The sequence below is a fragment of the bacterium genome (genome assembly GCA_024742285.1).
Taxonomy (GTDB): domain Bacteria; phylum Myxococcota_A; class UBA9160; order UBA9160; family UBA4427; genus UBA4427.
Window position 1 is genome coordinate 150,223 of the sequence record JANSYR010000008.1, and the last position, 12,887, is coordinate 163,109.

At 63.0% G+C, this 12,887-nt stretch carries 12 protein-coding genes and 1 pseudogene; 11 read left to right on the forward strand and 2 right to left on the reverse strand.

Going from position 1 to position 12,887, the window contains the following annotated elements; all coding sequences use genetic code 11:
* Positions 1-84: 84 nt before the first annotated feature.
* The 8 genes and pseudogenes from NXI30_15915 to NXI30_15950 all read left to right on the forward strand — a co-directional run bounded on the left by NXI30_15915 (position 85) and on the right by NXI30_15950 (position 8,264).
* Positions 85-486, forward strand: a complete 402-nt coding sequence (locus tag NXI30_15915; protein ID MCR9095708.1) for a hypothetical protein — start codon at positions 85-87, stop codon at positions 484-486.
* Positions 487-623: 137 nt separating this feature from the next.
* Positions 624-1,277, forward strand: a complete 654-nt coding sequence (locus NXI30_15920; GenBank protein MCR9095709.1) for a hypothetical protein — start codon at positions 624-626, stop codon at positions 1,275-1,277.
* 5 nt (positions 1,278-1,282) lie between these two features.
* Positions 1,283-2,563 (forward strand): TolC family protein, encoded by a 1,281-nt coding sequence (locus NXI30_15925; GenBank protein ID MCR9095710.1) that lies wholly within the window; start codon positions 1,283-1,285, stop codon positions 2,561-2,563.
* Positions 2,560-4,080 carry an efflux RND transporter periplasmic adaptor subunit gene (locus tag NXI30_15930; GenBank protein MCR9095711.1) on the forward strand — a complete coding sequence of 507 codons (1,521 nt, stop codon included), beginning with the start codon at positions 2,560-2,562 and terminating at the stop codon, positions 4,078-4,080. The genes NXI30_15925 and NXI30_15930 overlap by 4 nt, the downstream gene beginning before the upstream one ends.
* A gap of 5 nt (positions 4,081-4,085) precedes the next feature.
* On the forward strand, positions 4,086-7,211 hold the full coding sequence (locus NXI30_15935) for a CusA/CzcA family heavy metal efflux RND transporter (GenBank protein ID MCR9095712.1): 3,126 nt from the start codon (positions 4,086-4,088) through the stop codon (positions 7,209-7,211).
* Between the two features lie 19 nt (positions 7,212-7,230).
* Entirely contained in the window at positions 7,231-7,479 is a 249-nt protein-coding gene (locus tag NXI30_15940; GenBank protein ID MCR9095713.1) for a hypothetical protein, read from the forward strand.
* A gap of 26 nt (positions 7,480-7,505) precedes the next feature.
* The gene (locus tag NXI30_15945) at positions 7,506-7,769 is read left to right on the forward strand and encodes a hypothetical protein (GenBank protein ID MCR9095714.1); all 264 of its coding nucleotides are present in this window, start codon (positions 7,506-7,508) and stop codon (positions 7,767-7,769) included.
* 84 nt (positions 7,770-7,853) lie between these two features.
* Positions 7,854-8,264 (forward strand): annotated as a pseudogene (locus NXI30_15950) (hypothetical protein).
* A 501-nt stretch (positions 8,265-8,765) separates the two neighbouring features.
* Here NXI30_15950 and NXI30_15955 read toward each other — a convergent pair.
* Entirely contained in the window at positions 8,766-8,894 is a 129-nt protein-coding gene (locus NXI30_15955) for a hypothetical protein (protein MCR9095715.1), read from the reverse strand.
* Positions 8,895-9,241: 347 nt separating this feature from the next.
* A complete protein-coding gene (locus NXI30_15960; protein ID MCR9095716.1) occupies positions 9,242-11,047 on the reverse strand; it encodes a transposase in 1,806 nt (601 codons plus the stop codon).
* Between the two features lie 210 nt (positions 11,048-11,257).
* On the opposite strand from NXI30_15960, the gene NXI30_15965 reads away from it, so the two are divergent.
* The 3 genes from NXI30_15965 (at position 11,258) to NXI30_15975 (ending at position 12,880) form a co-directional block, all read left to right on the forward strand.
* The gene (locus tag NXI30_15965; protein ID MCR9095717.1) at positions 11,258-11,452 is read left to right on the forward strand and encodes a DNA-binding protein; all 195 of its coding nucleotides are present in this window, start codon (positions 11,258-11,260) and stop codon (positions 11,450-11,452) included.
* A complete protein-coding gene (locus NXI30_15970; GenBank protein MCR9095718.1) occupies positions 11,449-11,853 on the forward strand; it encodes a type II toxin-antitoxin system death-on-curing family toxin in 405 nt (134 codons plus the stop codon). Before NXI30_15965 ends, NXI30_15970 begins: the two co-directional genes overlap by 4 nt.
* A 469-nt stretch (positions 11,854-12,322) precedes the next feature.
* Positions 12,323-12,880: a VOC family protein gene (locus NXI30_15975; GenBank protein MCR9095719.1), complete on the forward strand. Its 558-nt coding sequence runs from the start codon at positions 12,323-12,325 to the stop codon at positions 12,878-12,880.
* Positions 12,881-12,887: the final 7 nt, after the last annotated feature.

Genomic DNA, 12,887 nt, shown 5'->3' on the forward strand with positions numbered 1-12,887 from the left:
ATATACCCTGGTAGGGTATCAAGATACCTACTCGGTCGACCGATAGATGCAGTGAAGATGGAATCTCGAGCAAAGGTGGGATTGGTGAAGCGACGCAATTGGCTCATCGCGACCGTCGCGGCAGTATTCGTACTGCAGGCACCGCTTTGCGTCTTCGCGTGTATTCCCGGCTCTGGTTCCGACGCCGAGATGGCCGCAGGCGAGCACGAGATGCCCTCCTGCCACGAGCAGGCGCCCGCAGCAAGCGACACTCCGAATCAGCCGGCGGAATCCCACGACGAATGCGGTTGTGAGAGTTCCTACAGCGCCGTTCTCGTGAGTCCCGACCAGACGCTCTCGAACGCGCAGAACATCGTCGCACTTCCGCCGCGCGTTCTTGCAACGCCGCTCGCCCAGCTCTCTACGCGGACCTCGACCGTTTGGGCAAACAAGACCGACCTCCCACCGCCGAACATCCTTCTCCTGAAATCCACACTACTCATCTGATTTCCCGACTTCTTTCTGTCGCCCCACTCGCCTTGCGCTGAGTGGATTCGCGCTGCGTTCTTCGTGGCGATGACGAGAATTCGGGAGAACTTCGGATGAACCCCATATCGAGTCGAGGCGGAGCATTTGCTCTCGCCTTGACCCTGCTCTTCTGTGCGACCGCCCAAGCGACCGCGCAAGAGGGCCACAAGCAGGCGCAACAGGTGCCGAGCGAGCAGATACCGGTCGAAGAGCGAAACGCCCTTCCTTCGGCAATTCCTCGCGTTGAAGAGGAATCGGCGCATGACCATGGCAACCATGGTCTCGACGAGAATTCTCTAAGCGATTCGGCGCGCGACGACGCGACCGACCACAACGTGCCGAAGCCGCTTCGCTGGCTCGGGAAGTTCCACCCGCCCGTCACGCATTTTCCGATTGCGTTGCTCACGGCCGCCGCCCTGGCGGAGCTGCTCTTTCTGAGAACCGGCTCGCCCGCCTATCGCCACGCACTGCATTTCTGCGTGCGAATAGGGGCAGCGGCCGCCGTTCTCGCCGCCCTACTCGGCTGGTTTTTCGCCGGCTTCCGTCTCGTAGACGAAGAGTGGGTGATGACCGCACACCGATGGGCGGGCACTTCGGTCGCCCTCTTCTCGCTCGGGTTGCTCTTGCTGACTGAGCGCCTGAAAGGCGATGCCACAGCGACCGCAGAGTTCCGATTTCGCGCCGTGCTGTTTACGGCTGCAGGACTCGTCGGGGCAACTGGATTCCTGGGTGGCGCGCTCCTTTACGGACTGGACCACTACGCATGGTAGGTGCAATGACGAAACAAACCGCCAACATCGTTCTCTTCGCGCTTCTTCTGACGACACCGACGACCGGCCTGGCAGAAGAACCCCTCCCCACAGTGCTCACTCTCGAGTGGTGCCTCGAGCGCGCGAGCGAAGCCAACCCGGCTCTCGCCGAAGCTGCCGCTATCACCTCCGCCGCCGAACATCGCGTTCGACCGGCGGGTGCGCTCGATGACCCGAGGATCGCCTACGACGCGAGCAACATTCCGACCGGCGATTTCAACTTCGACTCAACGCCGCTATCCGGGCATCAATTCGGGCTTCGGCAGAAGCTGCCCTTTCCCGGGCTTCTTTCCAGCAGGAAGAAGGCCGCAAGGAGGGGCTACGAGGCATCAAAGCTGCTCGTCGAAGACCGTCGGCTCCTCACAGATGGCGCGGTCGAAACAGCCTGGTCCGAAGTCGCCTTCGCGCAACAAGCGCTCGACATCACAGACCGAAACATCGACCTCCTTCGCCAGCTCGCGGCCACCGCCGAATCCCGGTATCGCGTCGGAAGCGGCCTCCAGCAAGACGTCCTTCGCGCCCAGGTCGAACTCACCGCCCTGCTTGAAGAGCGGCTTCGCCGCGTGGAAGCCATTGCGCGCACAAGCGCGCATCTCGTCGCACTACTCGACTTACCCCCTGAGACGGAGCTTCCCCGCACCAGCGGGCTCGAATCGGACACCGCCGTTCCGCCGCTGTCACCCCTCCTCACTCAACTTGAGAAACAGAATGCTCGCCTCCGCTCCGCCGAAAAGAAGGTCGAAGAGGCGCGCCTTCGCATTCGCGTCACCGAGCTCGAAGGCCTGCCCGACATAGATCTCGGCATCGGCTACCGCGCCAGGAAGAGCGTCCCGGGCGACCCGGTTGATGGAGATGATTTCGTCTCGGCCGGTTTCACTGTGCGCCTTCCGCTCGACCGCTCGAAATGGCGCTCGAAAGTATCAGAACGAAGGGCACTGCTACGACGCGCAGAAGCCGAGTTTCGCCGAGTGCGTGCGGAACTCGGTGCAGAGACCCGAAGCGCACACGCAGGGCTCGTTCGAGCCTCTTCCGAAGAAGCGCTGCTTGAAACCGGGCTTGTTCCCCAAGCCCGTCAATCGCTCGAAGCGAGTCGCTCCGCCTACAAGGTTGGCCGCATCGAGTTCCTAAGCCTTCTCGACAGCCAGGTTCGACTGCTAGGTGCCGAGCTCCGGCTCGTCCGCGCACGCGCAGACAAACGCAGAGCCTTCGCCGCACTAGAAACCGCTGCCGGGGAGAAACTGCGATGAACAAAACCACCCTACTCACCATTCTCGTCGCCCTCGTCGCCATCGCTGCCGGCTGGTGGGGCCGCGGACTGATGTCAACCGAACACGACATGAGCTCGCCGAGCGCAACGGCTTCGGCCGATGGCCCCTGCCCCGGTGGTGCAGAGCCCCTCTACTGGAAAGCTCCCATGGACCCGAGCTACGTGCGTGAATCGCCCGGAAAGTCGCCCATGGGTATGGACCTTGTGCCTGAGTGTCCAGGCGTCGCGAACGCCGCACCCGAAGGTGCTGTCATTATCGATTCGGCCACGATGCAGAACATCGGTGTTCGCACCGCGCCGGTCGAGCGACGAGACCTGGCACGCGAGGTCAGGGCCGTCGGACGCGTCGCCTACGACGAACGACGCGTTGCGCACGTGCACACGAAGGTTCAAGGTTGGATTGAGAATCTCTTCGTGGACTTCGTTGGCCAGGAGGTGAAGCGCGGACAACCGCTGCTCGAAATCTACTCTCCGGAACTCGTCGCCACTCAAGAGGAGCTCCTGCTTGCAGCCCGCTATCGGGAATCCACAGAAGACAGCCCGTTTGAAGACGTTCGTGGCGGAGGTGCCTCCCTCTTCGAAGCAACGAAACGGCGGCTCGCGCTGTGGGATATCGCGGACCGTGACGTGAAGCGCCTGCTCGAAACTGGCGAGGTAAAGCGAACCCTCACGCTCTACGCCCCTGCTTCTGGATACATCACTCGCCTCGGCGTCCGCTCAGGCATGGAGGTGCAGCCGAACTCTAACCTCTACACCATCGCCGACCTTTCGCGCGTCTGGGTGCTTGCGGACGTCTACGAATTCGAGCTGCCCTGGCTCGAGCTCGGCCAGATGGCCCACGTTGAGCTCAGCTACTTGCCCGGCGTTCCCATGCAAGGCGAGCTCACCTACATCGCACCCTTCCTCGACCCCAAGACCCGAACAGCAGAAGTTCGCCTCGAGCTCGACAACGCCGACGGAAAGCTCAAACCGGAGATGTTCGGAAACGCCGTCATCGCCGGCGCGCCCCGCCCGGGAGCGCTCGCCATTCCGACTGATGCCGTGATTCGCTCGGGCACTCGCACGGTGGCCATCGTCGCACTCGGCGATGGGCAATTCGCGCCGCGCGATATCCAGCTAGGTCTCGATAGTGGCGACGGATGGCTCGAGGTCCTCTCCGGCCTCGACGAAGGAGAAGATGTCGTGGTCTCCAGCCAATTCCTCATCGACAGCGAGAGCAACCTGCAGGAAGCAGTTCAGAAACTGCTCGCCGCCAGAGCCGGCGATGCAGCCGAGGTAAGCGAGGACCACTCGGGGCACGAAATGCCGGGGGACGAGACGATGGACCATTCCGGACACGACATGCCTTCGAACCGGGTTCCGCCGAACGAAGCGCCCATGAACCACGAAGGTCACTCGATGCCAATGGAGCACTCGATGCCCGACGACCATTCGATGCACAGTGGTCACCAGGCACCGGCCACCGAGCACGACCGCTCCAAGATGGCTGAGGAGTAGTCGAGATGCTTAGAAATATCGTAGAAGGCTCCGCAAGAAATCCGTTCCTCGTCGCTCTAGGCATCGCCGGGCTCCTCGCGTGGGGAACCTACGCGGTCGTCAACACGCCGCTCGACGCGATCCCGGACCTTTCAGACGTCCAGGTCATCGTCTTCACCGAGTATCCCGGTCAGGCGCCTCAGGTCGTCGAAGACCAGGTCACCTACCCGCTTTCGACCGCAATGCTCGCCGTGCCCTTCGCCAAGGTCGTTCGCGGCTACTCGTTCTTCGGCTTTTCGTTCGTCTACATCATCTTCGAAGACGGCACCGACCTCTACTGGGCAAGAAGCCGCGTACTCGAGTCGCTGAACTTCGTCTCGGGCCGTCATCCGGGTGGCGTCACGCCGACGCTCGGCCCAGATGCCACCGGCGTCGGCTGGGTCTATGAGTACGCGCTCGTCGACAGGACCGGACAGCACGACCTCGCAGAGCTTCGTTCCATTCAGGACTGGCACCTCCGCTACGAACTACAGACCGTGCCCGGCGTGGCCGAGGTCGCCAGCGTCGGCGGTCAGGTGCGCCAATACCAGGTCGAAGTCGACCCGAACCAGATGACCGCATACGGGCTATCGCTCGCGCACGTTCGACACGCCATCAAACGAAGTAACGCCGACATCGGCGGAAAACTCCTCGAGCAAGCCGAAACAGAATTCATGGTGCGCGGCCGAGGCTACGTCGAGTCCGTCGCCGACCTTGAGAGCGTAGCCGTCGGCGCAAGCGAGTCCGGCACCCCGATTCTGCTCAAGAACATCGCCACCGTTTCGCTCGGGCCAGAGCTTCGGCGCGGCCTGACGGACCTCGATGGCGAAGGCGACGTCGCGGCCGGCGTCGTCATCATGCGCTTTGGAGAGAATGCGCTTGAGACAATTCGAAACGTCAAAGAGAAGCTCGCCGAACTCGCCGAGAACCTTCCGCCCGGCGTCGAGATTGTGACCGTCTACGACCGAGGGCCCTTGATTGAGCGCGCCATCGACAACCTGCGCGAAAAACTCCTTCAGCAAGGTCTCATCGTCGCTCTGATTTGCTTCGTCTTCCTCGTGCATTTGCGCAGTGCCATCGTCGCCATTTTGCTCCTGCCCTTCGGAATTCTCTTCTCCTTCATCGTGATGTACCACCAGGGCATAAACGCCAACATCATGTCGCTCGGCGGCATTGCAATTGCCATCGGCACCATGATTGACGCCGGCATCGTCATGGTCGAGAACGCTCACAAGCACCTCGAGCGGGACAAGGGCAAAAAGCCGCGGACCGAAATCCTCATCGATGCCGCCGTGGAAGTGGGCCCATCGCTCTTCTTCTCGTTGCTCATCGTCACCGTGTCCTTCCTCCCCATTTTCGCCCTCGAAGCCCAGGAAGGCAGGCTTTTCAAGCCGCTCGCGTTCACGAAGACCTATGCAATGGCGGGTGCTGCGCTGCTTTCCATCACCGTCGTTCCGGCACTGATGGTCTGGCTCGTGCGGGGGAAGATTCTTGCCGAAGAAAGGAACCCGCTGAACAGAGCCGTGCTCTGGGCCTACCGGCCGGCACTCGGCTCTGCCCTCAAGCACCGCTTCACGGTGCTCGCTCTGGCCCTGCTCCTGCTCGCCTCGAGCCTCTACCCGCTGAGACAAATTGGTTCTGAGTTCATGCCGCCTCTAAACGAAGGCGACCTGCTCTATATGCCGACCACCCTGCCCGGCCTCTCGATTACCAAGGCGCGAGAACTCCTCCAGCAAACGGACCGCATCATCGCCACCGTTCCTGAAGTGGAGCGCGTCTTCGGGAAAATCGGACGTGCGGAGACGGCTACGGACCCGGCTCCGCTTTCGATGATTGAAACCACCATCACGCTGAAGCCGCGAAGCGAATGGCGCCCGGGCATGACCCCACAAAAGCTGATCGCCGAGCTCGACGGTATGATTCGATTCCCCGGACTCACCAACGCCTGGACGATGCCGATTAAGACCCGCATCGACATGCTCTCGACCGGCATCAAGACGCCTGTGGGAATCAAGGTCTCTGGTCCGGATCTCTCCGTCCTCGAAGGCATCGGAGAACAAATCGAAGCCACGCTCCGCGAAGCGCCGGGCACTCTCAGCGTCTACGCTGAGCGAGTCGTGGGCGGTAACTACCTCGACATTGATATCGACCGCACCAAGATTGCTCGATACGGCCTGACCGTGGGCGACGTGCAAGACGTGATTCAGACCGCCATTGGCGGCATGAACATCAGCCAGACCGTCGAGGGCCTCGAGCGCTATCCAATCAACCTCCGCTACAGCCGGGAGCTTCGCGATGACATCTCGTCACTTCGCCGGGTCCTCGTCCAAACGCCAGGCGGAGGACAGGTTCCCCTCGAGCAGCTGGCCACGCTTCGCTTCGCCAAGGGCCCCCCGGCCATCAAGACGGAAAATGCGCGGCCGAATGCGTGGGTCTACGTCGACCTCGAAGGCATCGACGTTGGCACCTACGTAAAAAACGCGAAGCGAGCACTCGACGCCGAGCTCGACCTTCCGCCCGGATACACACTCATCTGGAGTGGGCAGTTTGAGTATCTCGAACGGGCGCAGAAGCGCCTCGCCCTCATCGTACCGCTCACGCTGAGCATCATATTCCTGCTGCTCTACCTGAACTTCCGAAAGCTATCAGACACGCTGCTTGTCGTCGGCGCGATTCCGTTCGCGCTCGTCGGCGGGCTCTACCTACTCTGGTGGCTGGACTACGACTTCAGCGTCGCCGTGGGCGCGGGGTTCCTCGCGCTCGCAGGTCTCACAGCCGAGACCGGCGTCATCATGCTGCTCTTCCTCAACCAGGCCCGCGACCGGGCGCTCGAGGCTGGCACGCTCCGAACGGTTCAGGACCTCTGGCAAGCGACGGTCGAAGGAGCCACCTATCGCGCGCGACCGCTGCTGATGACCGTGGCCTCTGACGTCATTGGCCTCCTTCCCATCATGTGGGGAGCCGGCACGGGATCAGAAACCATGCGGCGAATTGCCGCCCCCATGGTCGGCGGCGTGCTGACGGCAACGCTCGTCACCCTGATCGTCATCCCCGTTCTCTTCGTCATCGTTCACGGCCGCGGACTCCCCTCGGCCAAAGCCGATGCCGACTAGCCCGAAAGGACACCTAACCATGATTGAAAGACTCACCGCCCTTGTACTCACGAGCCTCCTAGCCCTCTGCCTCTCTGCAGGCGTTGCCAGCGCCGGGCACCACGAGGTCGAGAAACCGCCGAAGAAGGAGCACCACAACCACGGCAAGCACGAGGGTCACGAGATGGAGCCGGAACACGCCAAGGGCGACGACCACAAGGGACAACAAGGCCACGGCGACCATCATGACCACGGGAAGAAGCCGAAGGCTGAGGACACCAAGAAGTAGCCACTCCACTCAGAAGGAGGCGCCGGATGACTGAGAACAAACCGTGGACCTGCCCGTTTTGCAGGATGCGCACACGCCGCCGCCTCCTCCGGGTGCCGCTCTGCGCCATTTGCCTCGAGCAATCGAACGACTTCCTTTGGGTGTCGTTCGTGCAGGTGGGGCTGCTCTCAGCGGGCGCCATCGATGGACTCTTCTTTGTCATCGAAGAGCTCCTGCTCTTTTTCGTTCTCATTGTCATCAAGCACCGGCTGCCAGCGGTCCTTGACCGCGTTGTGGAGGACAGGACATGAGCGAAGCTCTCGAACACGACCCATTGTAGCCAGCTTCTCGGAGACACTGCTGTCAGCGCGACCGTCGTGGCTGGCGAGAGTCCCCTCGCGCTCAGCATGTGCGTGCTCGCAATCCTCAAGCTTTGCGACCTCAAGAGTTTCGCGAACCAGTTCCTCGGCTGTGACCTGCTCGCCCGACGCGTTGTCCGCTACGCCCACCTCTACCCATTCGCAGAGGCCTTTGTCGGCGTCGGTATGCTCGCGGAAATTCTCACCCCACTTGTAAGCGCCACGGCGCTCTTCATCGGTGGCGTCGGCGCCGTGTCGGTGATCAAGGCGGTCTACATCGACAGGCGCGAGCTCCGATGCGCCTGCGTTGGTGGCAACAGCAACGTGCCACTCGGTTTCATCTCGCTGACCGAGAACCTGATGATGCTCGTGATGGGGCTGCGACTCGCAATCACCCAGCGCCCTTCCCCGAATCTCGCACCCAAACTTATCGATACAGAAGTATAGTGATTCGACTGAAATCCGTGCTCTCGAGTGTCCTAACAGTGGTTACGATTGACTCGTGGGTCTCGCGATGTGCGGTGGAGCGGGCCGGCGTCAGGAGTCAAAGCGACTCTGTCGCGGCTTACGAGGAGTGCGTTTCGGCAGCCATACTGTGACCATTTCATCCCCCGTATTCCCACTCATTCCGCCCTATTCCGTCTCGGAATCTCCTAACCCCTTGTTTTTCCTAGACCCCGTATAAGGCTTCGAACCTGAGGGTCGGGGGTTCGAATCCCTCCCGGCGTACCATTCTTTTTCAAGCACTTAGGTCGGCTCTTGTTAGGCCCCTGTCTTGGGTAGCCTGATGCTCTACGGGATCCGGCCCGAACGGCCGAGCGGATTTCGCTTCAGTTCGAAGTACTTGCGAACCGACCTCGCTCGCGTTCGTTGCCTGCGTTTGGACACGATCGGTCACGCGCGGGGCACATACCGCGTCGGCCGAACCCCGAAAGGCCGGTAAGGCATTCAACGCGCTGTGTCTATCGCGGGATCGTCCCGGGTCATGTCGTAGTGGAGCAGGCCGGGGATCTCGGCGGAGACGCCGACGCAGTCGATCACGTCGAAGAGCGCCGTGTCGTCGTCGGCGCCGAGCACGATTTACTTCGCGACGCGCGGATTCACGAACTGCATCACGCGCACCAGCTGCACGGCGATCTGTGCGCGCATCTACAGCGGGCTCGGGCGCTGGCCCTCGTGCAGGTGGTGGCGGATAAGGCATTCAAGGCGCGTTTTCGCCACCACCGATATCTACGCTTCTGACAACTGGCGTCCCGGCGGGGAGGAAACGGCCCTTACCGGGGCGATTTCAAGGTTGCGCGCGGGCGGGCTGCGGGCGATCGGCGTTCGCCCGCGGGCGCGGTGCCGTCGGGGCGAACAGGTCCCTGGCCGCGACGCGAGTCGAGCAGATCGGGCAGGCGCGGGGAGCCTTGAAAGCCACCGTCCTATTCAGACTCCGGGCCCGACTGATCGAAGTCGAAGCCCGGGTCGTCGCCCCAGTCGAGCTCGGAGGAGGGCTCGTCGAAGCGTCCCTCAGCTCGAGGCTTCGAGGCAGCCAGCGGCGGGGCTCGTGACGGCATCTTCAGGCAGTCCAGGATGCGACGGGCCACGTCCGGATCCGTGATCGCCGAGAGGACCCGCATCCGAGCGCCGCAGCCGGGGCAGCACAGCGCGTCGACCTCGAAGACGCGCTGGAGAAGATCGGCCCAGGCCGTTCGACGCGAGTCCCCACGTCTGTCCGTAGGCGCCCGCGTCGCCGCCGACGACCGCTCACCCTCGGTGGCGCGCACATCCGGCATGGGCGACTCGGTCGGAAGAACCACAGGTAGAGACCCATCGTCGACTCCACCCGGGCCCGACCAGACCTGCGTCCCTGTCGAAAGCGCCCCCGGCTCCCCAGAGCTCGAACTTCGTCTCGCTCCGACGCCCAGTTCGAGGGTCGGATCGACGCCGCCCACCATCGATCGCCCGGCGACGACGACCTGATCTCGCCCTTCCTCTACAGGCCCCGGCACCACCCGATCCCGTCCACTCGCGCACGGGGCCAGCACCCCGTGGTATCGAACCTGATGCGCTCGCGGAGGCGGAACCAGCGGTGCCAGGCGCTCGAGCAGCTCCGTCCGCTCCATCACGACGTGCGTCGTCCCGTCCCTCCACGGCGTCTTGAGTCGATAGGCGAGCCGTCCGTCATGCATCTCCTCGAGCCGCTCGAGGGCCAGCGGCGGACGTGCCACGTAGCGACACAGACGCTCGAGCCGACGACGATCCCTTGCCGGGACCGCCACGTCGGCGTGCAGGCTCATCCCGCCGTGGCGGACACAGCGCGGCGGGATCCCGGCCCCGGGCTCGACGCCGTCCTCTTCTTGATCGTCGAAGCCGGGATCGACCCGATCCCCGAGCCGCCGCCACGGTTCACCGGCCTCCGGCCCTGTCGCGATCCGGGAACGGATCGACGCCGCAGTGAGCATCGCCAGCAGCGGCTCGTCCTCGGCCAGGCGATCCTCGCCTTCCTCGATCCCCAGAGCCTCGAGCTGTCGGCGGATCCGCCGGGCCGTCCCCGCCAGGACGCGGGCCACGTCGTCAGTCTCGGGCGGGTCGAGCGCGCGGAAGCGGCCGGGCGTTCTCGCGCCCCCCTCGTACACCCCGTCGAGCACGAGCGCATGGAAGTGCGGCGTCAGGTTGAGGGCCGAGCCGAAGCGCTGGATGAACGTGACCGAACCGCACGCCCCGCCCCGCACCCCGAAGTCCCGCTTCGCGCGCCGTCGGTAGTCTGCGAACATGGCGCGCAGGAAGCCGCGCAGCACCTCGCTCGTGAGCCGCGCGTTCCAGGCACAGCGATACCGGAGCGGATAGGGAAGTGTGAGCACCCACTGGCGGACGGGCACTTCGGGAAGGACCCGATCGACGAGATGGGCGGCCGTATCCGCCATCCTGCGCCCGCCGCAGGACGGACAGAAGCCACGCCTCTTGCATGAGAAGGCGACGAGCCGATCGTGGCCGCAGGCGTCGCAGTGGACGCGCAAGAAGCCGCGGGTGAGCACGCCGCACTCGAGATACGCCCGGATCTCCCGCTCGACGAAGCGCGCGACGGGCGCACCCGCCGACCGGGAGCGTTGGAGGAACGACTCGAGGTCTTCGCGCACGACGCGGTGGAGGAGCGTCTTCTCGGGCTCGTGGCGTTCGTATTCGATGAGGACGGCGCCCGCGAGACCGGGACGGAAGCCATTTCCATACGCAAGCCGTGTGCCCAAGCAGGGCGAGCGGTATGCCGTGTCGCAACGCATCGACCCGTCCAGTCCTCACGTCGAGACGAGCCGCCCGGGGCAGACGAGGCCTCGAGTTCACCCGTTGCCCGTGAACCCGGGTCGGCGCCAGGCGCCCTCTTCCCGCCTGCTACCCTCTGCGGTCAGCGCGGTCAGAATGTCCAGGTCGGACCCTCCGACCGCGAAGCCGGAGTGCACATGAAACTCGCCATCGAACTCTCCGACGAGCAGGCGAACCGACTGCGTGAAGGCGCAGACCGCCTCGGGATCGAGCCCGAGCAGCTCGCGCTCGCGGCCGTGATGGATCTGATCGCCTCCGAGGGACCCGATTTCGATTCCGCGGCGACGCGGGTACTCGAGAAGAACCGGGAGCTCTACCGGCGCCTTGCGTGACGAGATACCTCTCGCTTCGTGAGATTCTGACCCTGCACGAACGGATCGCGGCCGGCTCCGGAGGGGGCATCGGCGTGCGCGATCTCGGGCTGCTCGAGTCTGCGATCGCGCAGCCTCGGCAGAGCTTCGACGGCCAGGACCTCTACCCTTCGATACTCGACAAGGCCGTCGCGTTGGGATTCTCGCTGGTCTCGAATCATCCCTTCGTCGACGGCAACAAGCGTGTGGGCCATGCGGCGCTCGAGGTCTTCCTGGTTCTGAATGGGCACGAACTCGAGGCATCGGTCGATGAGCAGGAACGAATCATTCTTGCGGTCGCAGCCGGTGAGATGAGTCGAGACGACTTTTCGGCGTGGGCCGAGCGCCATGTCGTGGAGATGACATCCGACGGCGAGACGTAGTCATCACGCGTCGGCAGACACTCTTCGACCTCGTTCCACTGTGACCATTTCGCACCCCGTATTCCCGTGCATTCCCGCTCATTCCCGTTCGCGATCTCGTAAGTGCCTGTCTTTCCTAGACCCCGTATAAGGCTTCGAACCTGAGGGTCGGGGGTTCGAATCCCTCCCGGCGTACCATATAAATCAAGTACTTAGAGATGTTAGGTGGGTGAGCCTCAGGTTCTCATGACTGAGGCTCGGTGACGAGCGAAAGAGCTCCCCCCCCGAATTCTTCAACAATTCCGTCAACTTACGCTGCGGCCGCTTCGAGGCGCGCGAGATCAATCGCGACGTTGCGGACGGCCCTAGACGGTCCTCCGCCATTAGCGGACATTTTGGACAAGGCAGGAAACGCGGCCCTCCAGGTCCGGCAGTCGAGACCTGGCTTTCGTCCTGGACCTAGTCTCGCGCGCTTGCAGGAGAAATTGACTTGACCACAAGAATGACACGCCGCCGCTTGCTAGAAGCTGGGGCCGGGGCCGCATTCGTCCTCGGAGCCGGCCCGCTCATTTTTGCATCAGATACGACCCACGGAGGAAAGATGAAGCTCAGAGGAATCAATCGAATCATGGTTGCGGTGCGCGACCTGGAAGAGTCCAAGAAATTCTACTCAGAACTCCTTGGCGCCACGTTTCACGAGGCGAATTGGACAGGTACCGCGTTCGGTATTGATGTTGCGATCAGCTGGGATGCTGGAATCGAGCTCTGCGCGCCAATGGTAGGTCGAGAGAAGGACAGCGTGGTTTCGCAGTTTTTAGATACGAACGGCGAAGGCGTGATGAACGTCTTTATTGGCGTCGGTGACGCAAGCGCAGCAAAGGCACGAGCTGAAGCGGCGGGCGTCGAAGCATTCCACTCTCTCGACTACACACAGGATGAAATCGACGCCCATCTAGACGGTTTGTTCCGAAAGTACGAAGAGCACAACCTGAACTCGGCCGCGAAGTGCGGCTTTGCAATCACGTTGGCCCAGATCGACCCCAAGTAGAACGACC

Coding starts and splice junctions, on each gene's coding strand:
- NXI30_15925 (MCR9095710.1), top strand. CDS start 1,283: ATGACGAAACAAACCGCCAACATCGTTCTCTTCGCGCTTCTTCTGACG.
- NXI30_15930 (MCR9095711.1), top strand. CDS start 2,560: ATGAACAAAACCACCCTACTCACCATTCTCGTCGCCCTCGTCGCCATC.
- NXI30_15965 (MCR9095717.1), top strand. CDS start 11,258: ATGAAACTCGCCATCGAACTCTCCGACGAGCAGGCGAACCGACTGCGT.
- NXI30_15935 (MCR9095712.1), top strand. CDS start 4,086: ATGCTTAGAAATATCGTAGAAGGCTCCGCAAGAAATCCGTTCCTCGTC.
- NXI30_15940 (MCR9095713.1), top strand. CDS start 7,231: ATGATTGAAAGACTCACCGCCCTTGTACTCACGAGCCTCCTAGCCCTC.
- NXI30_15945 (MCR9095714.1), top strand. CDS start 7,506: ATGACTGAGAACAAACCGTGGACCTGCCCGTTTTGCAGGATGCGCACA.